This window comes from Aquimarina sp. 433, from assembly GCF_054054605.1.
Genome location: NZ_JBSWZK010000008.1, coordinates 292,852 through 301,187, shown reverse-complemented (window position 1 = coordinate 301,187; position 8,336 = coordinate 292,852). Strand labels below are relative to the sequence as shown.

General features: G+C 33.1%; 6 protein-coding genes. 3 read left to right on the top strand and 3 right to left on the bottom strand.

Going from position 1 to position 8,336, the window contains the following annotated elements:
- Window positions 1-137 precede the first annotated feature (137 nt).
- Window positions 138-1,535, bottom strand: a complete 1,398-nt coding sequence (gene fumC, locus ACWNT5_RS17390) for a class II fumarate hydratase (RefSeq protein ID WP_299602259.1) — start codon at window positions 1,533-1,535, stop codon at window positions 138-140.
- 172 nt (window positions 1,536-1,707) lie between these two features.
- Here fumC and ACWNT5_RS17385 point away from each other — a divergent pair, with 172 nt between their 5' ends.
- Complete coding sequence (locus tag ACWNT5_RS17385) at window positions 1,708-1,884, top strand: hypothetical protein (protein ID WP_091412127.1); 177 nt, start codon at window positions 1,708-1,710, stop codon at window positions 1,882-1,884.
- A 100-nt stretch (window positions 1,885-1,984) separates the two neighbouring features.
- Here the strand turns inward: ACWNT5_RS17385 and ACWNT5_RS17380 are convergent, their stop codons facing one another.
- Window positions 1,985-4,420, bottom strand: a complete 2,436-nt coding sequence (locus ACWNT5_RS17380) for a TonB-dependent receptor domain-containing protein (protein WP_456518061.1) — start codon at window positions 4,418-4,420, stop codon at window positions 1,985-1,987.
- 273 nt (window positions 4,421-4,693) lie between these two features.
- Between ACWNT5_RS17380 and ACWNT5_RS17375 the strand changes: the two genes are divergently transcribed.
- Both ACWNT5_RS17375 and ACWNT5_RS17370 read left to right on the top strand, forming a co-directional pair.
- Complete coding sequence (locus tag ACWNT5_RS17375) at window positions 4,694-5,251, top strand: conjugal transfer protein TraO (protein ID WP_299602254.1); 558 nt, start codon at window positions 4,694-4,696, stop codon at window positions 5,249-5,251.
- A 48-nt stretch (window positions 5,252-5,299) separates the two neighbouring features.
- Entirely contained in the window at window positions 5,300-7,939 is a 2,640-nt protein-coding gene (locus tag ACWNT5_RS17370; RefSeq protein ID WP_456518060.1) for an immunoglobulin-like domain-containing protein, read from the top strand.
- 55 nt (window positions 7,940-7,994) lie between these two features.
- Here the strand turns inward: ACWNT5_RS17370 and arsC are convergent, their stop codons facing one another.
- Complete coding sequence (gene arsC / locus ACWNT5_RS17365; protein WP_456518059.1) at window positions 7,995-8,336, bottom strand: arsenate reductase (glutaredoxin); 342 nt, start codon at window positions 8,334-8,336, stop codon at window positions 7,995-7,997.

The following is an 8,336-nucleotide window of genomic DNA, read 5'->3' as shown; positions in this document are numbered from 1 at the left end:
AAGACCACACTGGAGTCTTAACTTAAAAACACCTAACTTTATACATAACAAAAAACCCCTTGAAGCTAGCTTCAAGGGATTAAATAAAATCTTGTAAAATTGTCAACCTATTTTAGGACGACTCATTAAACCTTATACTATTTCATAGCACCTACCATATCTTCAGGTTTTACCCATTCATCAAATTCAGTTTCGGTAACATATCCTAAGGCAATAGCTTCTTGCTTTAGTGTAGTTCCATTTTTATGTGCTGTATTGGCAATTTCTGCAGCTTTATAATATCCAATCTTGGTATTTAATGCTGTTACTAACATCAATGAATTATTTAATAACTCAGTAATTCTAGCCTGATTAGGTTCAATGCCTTTTGCGCAATGTTCTTCAAAAGAAACGCAAGCATCTCCTATTAATTGAGCACTTTGTAACAAATTGGCAGCCATTACGGGTTTAAACACATTAAGTTCAAAATGACCTTGCATTCCTCCAACATTAATAGCAACATCGTTACCCATTACTTGTGCACATACCATTGTTAATGCTTCACATTGTGTAGGGTTTACTTTTCCTGGCATAATAGAACTTCCTGGTTCATTAGCAGGAATAATTAGTTCTCCGATTCCACTTCTTGGTCCAGAAGCTAACATACGTATATCATTACCTATTTTATTAAGTGATACTGCAATTTGTTTTAGTGCACCATGAGTTTCTACAAAAGCGTCGTGAGCTGCAAGTGCTTCAAATTTATTTTCTGCAGTTACAAAAGGAAGACCAGTAAACTGAGCGATAAATTCAGATACTCTTTTTGCATATCCTTTAGGTGTATTTAAACCAGTACCAACAGCAGTTCCTCCTAAAGCAATTTCGGCCAAATGAGGTAACGTATTTTCTAAAGCCTTAAGCCCGTGATCTAATTGAGAAACATATCCAGATAGTTCCTGACCAATAGTAAGAGGAGTAGCATCCATAAAATGTGTTCTACCGATTTTTACTACATTTTTAAAAGCTTCTGATTTCTTTTTTAAAGTATCTCTAAGTTGGGTAATTCCAGGAATAGTAACTTCTAATATCTTTTTGTAAGCAGCAATATGCATTCCAGTAGGGAAGGTGTCATTAGATGATTGTGACTTGTTTACATCATCATTTGGTTGAATAGTTTTTTCTCCTTCTCCAATGGTTTTTCCAGCTATTTGATGCGCACGGTTAGCAATAACTTCATTTACATTCATGTTACTTTGTGTACCCGAACCAGTTTGCCAAATTACTAATGGAAACTGATCATCATGCTTTCCTTCTAAAATTTCATCACATACCTGCGCAATAAGATCTCTTTTTTCTATAGGTAATACTCCTAATTCACAGTTTGTAAATGCAGCGGCCTTTTTTAAATAGGCAAACCCGTATACAATTTCTAATGGCATTGAACCTGGTGCTCCTATTCTAAAATTATTTCTGGAACGTTCTGTTTGTGCTCCCCATAGTTTATCAGCAGGCACCTTTACTTCGCCCATCGTATCTTTCTCTATTCTATATTCCATAGCTATGATGATTTGTTTTTCGAACGGCAAATTTAAGAATTTGAATAGCTTTTTGGGAATAAAGGTTGCCGAAATTGATCTAAAATTTTGATTTAAAAATAAATCATATTTATGCTATGAGATAAATATAAGAGTTAGTATCTTTGGCAAAAATTGAAATTACATTACTATTATGTTCGAATTTGATCAGTACCTTGGTTTTTTAGCATTCCTAACAATCCTAACCATCGGATTTTGGTTAATGATATTTTTATTAACATTTGTAGTTCCTTACTGGATTTTTGGAGCTACTATTGAAAACTTCAAATTAAAGCAGGAAGCAAAACGCAAGGCTAGAGGAGAAGCATAGGTATAAGAAAGTATTAGTTATATATAGTAAAAAAGGAAGATCAATCGATCTTCCTTTTTTATTTAGTGTCTATATCTAGTTGTTAAATAGGATGTTATTTTTAACCTTCAAATTCTTCATCACCACCACCAAAATTATTTCTTGAACGTTGTCTTTTCTTTTTCTGATTAAACCTATAGGTGAATGATAAGGTAAAGCTACGTTCTCTCCATTGAAATTCACTATCCGTAACAAAGGTTTCGGTTGTTGAAACACTTCTTCGTTTTCTACTGTTAAAAAGATCACTTACATTAAAGGTTAAAGAAGCTTTTTCTTTAAACAAATCTTTACTAAAAGCTAAGTTCACACTTAATAAACCTTCACTTTTTGTTTGTGCATTTTCATTAGGACCTGCATAGAAAGCTGTAGTTTGCCAATCTATTTTGGCAGGTAACGTAATTTTATTGTTTAATCTTGCGAACCAACTAAAGTTATCTGCATCAAAATTTTGACCATCAAAATCTCCTCTTATACTGTTTTGAAACGCATTGAAATTACCGTTGATTCTCCATTTTCTATTTGGGCTATAGGTTAGCGTAAATTCAAAACCATAACGATCAGAGCTCGATAAATTAATGGGTCTTCGTCTAATCACTGATACTTCGGTACCATCTCCTATAATTGCTGTATCTCCAGTATCTTCTGCAATAAATGTAAATATTTGGGTAGATCGATTATAATATATAGAAGAATTTAAAGTAAGTTTTCCAAGTCTATTGAGATATCCGAGATCAAAAACATTAGAGTAACTTGGGTTTAAATCTGAATTTCCTTGAAATATGTTTGTGGCGCTAGATCTAGATGGAAAAGGATTGATAAATCTAGAACGAGGTCTTCTTATCCTTCTATTATAGCCAAGTGTTAAACTTTGCTTATCCGTTAATTTATATCCTAGATTGATCGTAGGGAAAATATCTGTATATATCTTTTTATTGAGATCATTACTCGTTTTTTGATCTATCGTTATTCTAGTGCTTTCAACCCTTAATCCTAGAAGGTAAGATAATTTTCCTGTCTTACTTCCTAACTGAGTATAGGCTGCATTTACTTGTTCTTTAAATAAAAGATTGTTTGATAAATCGGTGTCTGTACTAATGTTTCCGTTGTCATCAAATTCTACTAAGAAATCGGTATCTAATTCATTAAAGTTTCCTCTATAACCGAGTTCAAATTGTGTTTTTTCTCCAATAGGAAGTACATAATCAGATTGTATCAAAATACGATCTTGCTTCTCTAAAGTATTTACAAGTTCGACAGTAGAAATATTTTCTTGAGTAATTCTTGAATCTTCTATTTCTTCACTATTCTCTATCTGAAAATCGAAAGTAAGCTTATGACCACTATCATTAAAATCTTTATTGTAATTAATGGAGTACTGTTTTGTTTCGTCATCTTCAACTTCTGGGTCAAAACGAAGATTACTACTTAAAATGTTACCATTTTCGTCTGGTTCTGTTATTAAATTGGTAGTATTACTTTCATTATCACTTGATCGGTAAAGAAAAGAGGTTGTAAGAGAAGATGAATCATTAATATACCATTCTATTCCTACATTTGTATTTATTCCTTTTCTAATTCTGTCAAAATCTCTTTCTTCATTAAGAAAAGTATCGGGTTCATCTATGTTCATGTCTCGATCAATATTGAAAAACCGTGTCTCCGATAGAGAATTACCAGGAACTTCACGATAATTATATCCTGAAGTAGTGAAAAAGTTTAGGTCTCCTGTACGATAATTGATATTTCCAGATACTCCAGCTTGTAATGGAAATCCAGTATTAACCGTAATAGCTCCGTTTAATCCTTGTAATTTACTTCTTCTTAAAATGATATTTAATATTCCGGCAGTTCCTTCGGCATCATATCGGGCGGATGGAGAGGTGATTACTTCAACTCTTTCAATCGATTCCGCTGGTAACTGACGTAATGCATCCGTACTATTAAGTCCAACTAATCCAGAAGGTTTTCCATTTATTAGTATTCTTACATTGTCATTTCCACGTAATGCAACATTTCCTTCAACATCAACAGAAACAGAAGGGACATTATCCAAAACATCACTTACGGTACCACCACTAACAGTAAGGTCTTTTCCTACGTTGTAGATTTTTTTGTCAAGTTTTATTTCTACTGTTGTTTTCTCTGCAATAACAACAACGTCATCTAAAGATTCTGTATCCAGTCCTAAGGATATAGTACCTAAGTTAGTATTTGTGAAAAGTTTTCGTTTTGTTAGTGTTACGGTTTTGAATGATATATATTCAATAGAAATATTATATATCGATGCGGGAACTTCGATATTAAAGTTTCCATTGGTTTCGGTAATTCCACCAGTAACGATTTTATTTTCTTTAGGATTTATAAAAGAAATAGTTGCATACTCTAAAGGATCATTTGTCTCTTTGTCAATTACTCTTCCTGTAACCTTTATTGTCTTTTGTTGTCCAAAAGATGCTAGTGTAATAAAAACTAGTACTAGCGAAATAATTTGTTTCATATTTTTATGTTGGGTGACCAAAAATATACTTAGAGTATTAGGATATCGGTTAAAGCACTGTTAAATAATATAAGGCATTTAAAACCAATAGTTTAATTATTGCTAACTGTTAAATAGAATTAACAAAAATGTAATAATTGTAAATTTTATTAGGATTTGAAAGAATTTAGTTACAATAATAATAGTGTAAAATCCGTTAGCGTTTTTTAGTTTTGCACATAATTTTGCGGAAAAAAGCTTAAAAAAATCTCACAAATAGATAAAATAGGGTTTATGAAAAAACTTCTTACGAATAAGTCACTTCTCATATTAGTATTGATTATTAGCTCTTCAATTTCCATGTATGGGCAGAGTCATAAAACAGCACTATCAATAACCGGAGGTTATGTAGATGGTGGTTTTGGTGGTTTAGCAACCTTAGATTATAAAGTAAATGAATTCGATTATTTGCAGTTTGGTCTTCAAGGGAATTTTACAAAATTAGAGGTCAATGATATAAAAGTACCTGTAAATCTTTATTCTTTTAATGCAGGTTTCTTTTTTGATGTTTTGCGAAATAATAAAAGAACATTTGCACTTTCCTTAGGAGCTGGTGGTACAGTAGGGAGCGAGGTTATCAATAGCGGAGATGAAACGCTTGAAAATGGTCAAACATTAAATATTGAACCAAGTCAAATTGTTTTTGGAGCTTATGCAGGTTTAGATGCAGATATCTTTTTAATACCGACAATAGCCATTAATATAAAAGCACAAGAAATATATCATTTCAATAGTGAAATTGGAGAATTGACTCCTTATTTTGGTATTGGAGTAAAACTGATATTAAAATAACCCCTTTTATATTTTGATATCGAAATCTTAAAAACTTAAAAGAAATCAATGAAAAAAACTTTTCAATACACAATAACTGCATTAGTATTTATTTTTGTGCTTTTTGCTTGTAACAAGGAGATTACAGAAGATTTACTAGTTTTTTTTAAAGTAGAGTTCAACGAAACAACTTTTGACGCTTTTGTTAATACAGAAGAAGAAACAACATTTACTATTGTCGGTATCGATAATATAGCGGCAGGAGATTATCAGATAAAGTACGACGTAACAGAAGGTTCAGGTTCTTATTTCTTAAATGATACTGAAATTTCTGAAAATGAATTTGTTGATTTACCTGCTGGACCTGAATTTACCATAGAATATGTCGGAACCTTAGTTGGTGTAAATAAAGTTACAGTAACATTAAGAGATGCACAGGAAAGAGAAGAAGAGTTTGTGTTGACTTATAATGTGAATGATACGGATTTTACGTTTGATGTAGCACCAAGTTCCGAAACAACTTATGTGAGTGGTGAAATTGATTTAGATTTATCCATAGCAGAAATTAGTAGTGCTACTTATGAAATTGCATATACTTTTATTTCACCTAGTGATATAACTACAGAGGGTGCAGGTACTATTAGTGTAGATGATACTGATCTGGAGCCTGACACATCAAGAGCGATTTCAGTTGGAGATTCTAGATGGCAATTTACAGGAGTAGCTTTAGGAACAGTGGATGTTGAATTTACGGTTACTAGTAGTTTAGGGGTTTCTAAATCTCAATTGTTGAATATCGTGGTTGGTGAAACTCCAGATTTTACGTTTACAGCAACTTTAGTAGATAGTACGAATCCTATCTTTACAACCGATTCTGGTGCAGCAATTAATTTTAATATTACAGAAACCGCAGGAACATCAAGCTATGTTATGAACTATAGTTCTTCTAATACAGGGAATCTGGTTTATAATGGAGAAACGTTCGAACCTGGTGATAATATTTCGATTCAGGTTGGAGAAAGTATAGGTACTTATGTAGGTACTTTAGAAGGGGAGCACATTTTGGATTTTCAGGTAGATAATTCAAATACCGTTACCGTATCAAGAGAAGCTTCTTTAACGTTAACCTATAGAGATCCTGATGGTACACCTCCTACAATAGAATTAGTTGGAGCTGCTGAAATTACTATTAATATCGGAGAAGCATTTGTAGATCCTGGTGCAACAGCATCTGATGATATTGATGGTGATCTTACAGCTAATATTACAGTTGCAGGTTCAGTGGATGTAAATGTTCCAGGAACATATACTTTAGTGTATAGTGTTCAAGATTCTTCTGGGAATACCTCTACTGTTGATCGTATTGTAAATGTTATAGATAATATTGATCCTGTTATTACACTATTAGGAGATAATCCGTTGACCGCTTTACAAGGAGAAACGTTTAATGATCCTGGAGCAACTGCTACGGATAATGTAGATGGTGATATTTCTTCACAAATTCAGGTAACAGGAATGGTTAATACGAACGTAACTGGAGCATATGAACTAACTTATACTGTTAGCGATACTGCAGGTAATCAAGTATCAGCAACTAGAACAGTAAATGTAATTAGTGATAATCCACCAGTGATTACTCTAGTAGGAAGTAATCCTTTAGAGGTTAGTTTTGGTGCTACTTTTCTCGATCCTGGAGCTACAGCTACAGATGATTTAGATGGAGATTTAACTGATCAGATACAAGTAAGTGGAGCAGTAGATGTAACTATACTTGGTTCTTATACACTTGTGTATAGCGTTACCGACTCGTCTGGAAATAATGTAGAAGTGACAAGAACAGTAAACGTTATTGATAATACTAGTCCTGTTATTACTTTAGAAGGAGCTAATCCTTTTATTGTAAATGTAGGGAATACTTTTACCGATCCTGGTGCTAATGCTAACGATAATGTTGATGGTAATATAACAGCGAACATAACGGTATCAGGAAGTGTAGATGTGAATACACCAGGAGATTATGTATTAACGTACAGCGTTACAGATTCATCGAATAATACAGCAACAATTACTAGAACAGTAAGAGTTATAGATAATGTAGCTCCAGTAATTACCCTAGTTGGAGCTTCAACGATAACTGTACAACAAGGAGGAAGTTTTACAGATCCTGGAGCAACTGCATCGGATAATGTAGATGGTAATATTACAGCATCTATTCAGACAACTGGTAATGTAAATGTTAATTTGCCTGGATCATATACCATACGATATAACGTCCAAGATGCTGCGGGTAATAGTGCTACAGAAGTTACACGTACTGTAATTGTAGAATCTAACATTAACTTTAATCGAGCTACGGGTGTGCTTACTGCTCCTGCAGGATCTACAGTAGAATTATCTATGAACTCTGGAGGTGATGGAAGCGGACGAGCTGAGATTAGAGCAACAAGTTCAGGTGGTGCTAATTTAGGAATAGCGATTACTTGTTGGAGTGTGGCACCTGGAGGGATCGTATGTATAGATGTAGATGGAGATGGTGAAAATGATACAAGTGGCTTTACTTTTACTATGCCAGCAGATGGTGTAGCTAACTTTACTGGTTCTCATGAACCAAATTCTGGTTCTACAGGAAGTGGTACAAGCTTTAGTATTAGAGTAGCAGGAGAAACTTTTAACGGATCTATGACTTCAACTAATGGAATTCCACAATAGAAAATTATAGTATGGTAAATAAAAAAACCTCGGAAATTATTTCCGAGGTTTTTTATTATAGAATATCTAACACTTTTTCAGGTGGTCTTCCAATAATAGCTTTATTATTTTTAATAACAATAGGCCTTTCAATTAATTTGGGATGATTTACCATAATTCGTATTAGTTCGTCATCTTTGATCTCTTTTCCCTTAAATTCTTGCTTCCATATAGTTTCATTAGTTCTTACTAGTTCTATTGGTTTTATATTTAATAAGTTAATGATATCCTTAAGCTTATTTTCAGTTAGAGGAGTATCCAGGTATTTTATAATTTCTAAATCCTCTTTTTTATCTTCAAGAATTGCTAAGCACTGTCTTGATTTACTGCATCTTGGATTGTGATATATTGTTGTCAT

Coding starts and splice junctions, on each gene's coding strand:
- arsC (WP_456518059.1), bottom strand. CDS start 8,336: ATGACAACAATATATCACAATCCAAGATGCAGTAAATCAAGACAGTGC.
- ACWNT5_RS17380 (WP_456518061.1), bottom strand. CDS start 4,420: ATGAAACAAATTATTTCGCTAGTACTAGTTTTTATTACACTAGCATCT.
- ACWNT5_RS17370 (WP_456518060.1), top strand. CDS start 5,300: ATGAAAAAAACTTTTCAATACACAATAACTGCATTAGTATTTATTTTT.
- ACWNT5_RS17375 (WP_299602254.1), top strand. CDS start 4,694: ATGAAAAAACTTCTTACGAATAAGTCACTTCTCATATTAGTATTGATT.
- fumC (WP_299602259.1), bottom strand. CDS start 1,535: ATGGAATATAGAATAGAGAAAGATACGATGGGCGAAGTAAAGGTGCCT.
- ACWNT5_RS17385 (WP_091412127.1), top strand. CDS start 1,708: ATGTTCGAATTTGATCAGTACCTTGGTTTTTTAGCATTCCTAACAATC.